The sequence below is a fragment of the Serratia sp. CY52157 genome, from assembly GCF_052168495.1.
In the GTDB taxonomy this organism is placed as follows: Bacteria; Pseudomonadota; Gammaproteobacteria; order Enterobacterales; family Enterobacteriaceae; genus Serratia; species Serratia ureilytica.
Map to the genome: position 1 here is coordinate 1 of NZ_JBJNMO010000020.1, position 573 is coordinate 573.

The window sequence follows — 573 nt, forward strand, 5'->3', positions numbered from 1 at the left end:
TTTGTGATTCATGACTGGGGTGAAGTCGTAACAAGGTAACCGTAGGGGAACCTGCGGTTGGATCACCTCCTTACCTAAAGATATTAGTTCGCGTGGCGTGCTCACACAGATTGTCTGATGAAAAAGTAACGAGCAAAGCGCTACCTGTTGATGCCATGAGTCATTCATGCTGATACGAACCGATTAAGTTATTCAGTTTAATCGGATTTTCGTGTCCCCATCGTCTAGAGGCCTAGGACACTGCCCTTTCACGGCTGTAACAGGGGTTCGAATCCCCTTGGGGACGCCATTCCGATAATGAGTGAAAGACATTATCACCGGTCACAACAGACCGAAAAAATCTTAAAGATGACTTCCGAGTCATGTTTAAGATTTTGCTCTTTAACAATCTGGAACAAGCTGAAAATTGAAACATGACGGCTGAAATTTATCCCTCCGTAGATGTATTGGGATGAAGAGTAACCTGTCATAGAGTCTCTCAAATGTTTGCAGCGCGAACGATGGAAACATCTTCGGGTTGTGAGGTTAAGTGACTAAGCGTACACGGTGGATGCCTAGGCAGTCAGAGGCGAT

1 tRNA gene and 1 rRNA gene are annotated in these 573 nt (G+C 45.4%); both read left to right on the forward strand.

The window, feature by feature from the left end:
* A 16S ribosomal RNA gene (locus tag ACJ8IP_RS24225) occupies nt 1-73 on the forward strand; the annotation flags it as partial.
* Between the two features lie 140 nt (nt 74-213).
* Nucleotides 214-289 (forward strand) — tRNA-Glu (locus ACJ8IP_RS24230).
* The last annotated feature ends 284 nt before the right edge of the window (nt 290-573 follow it).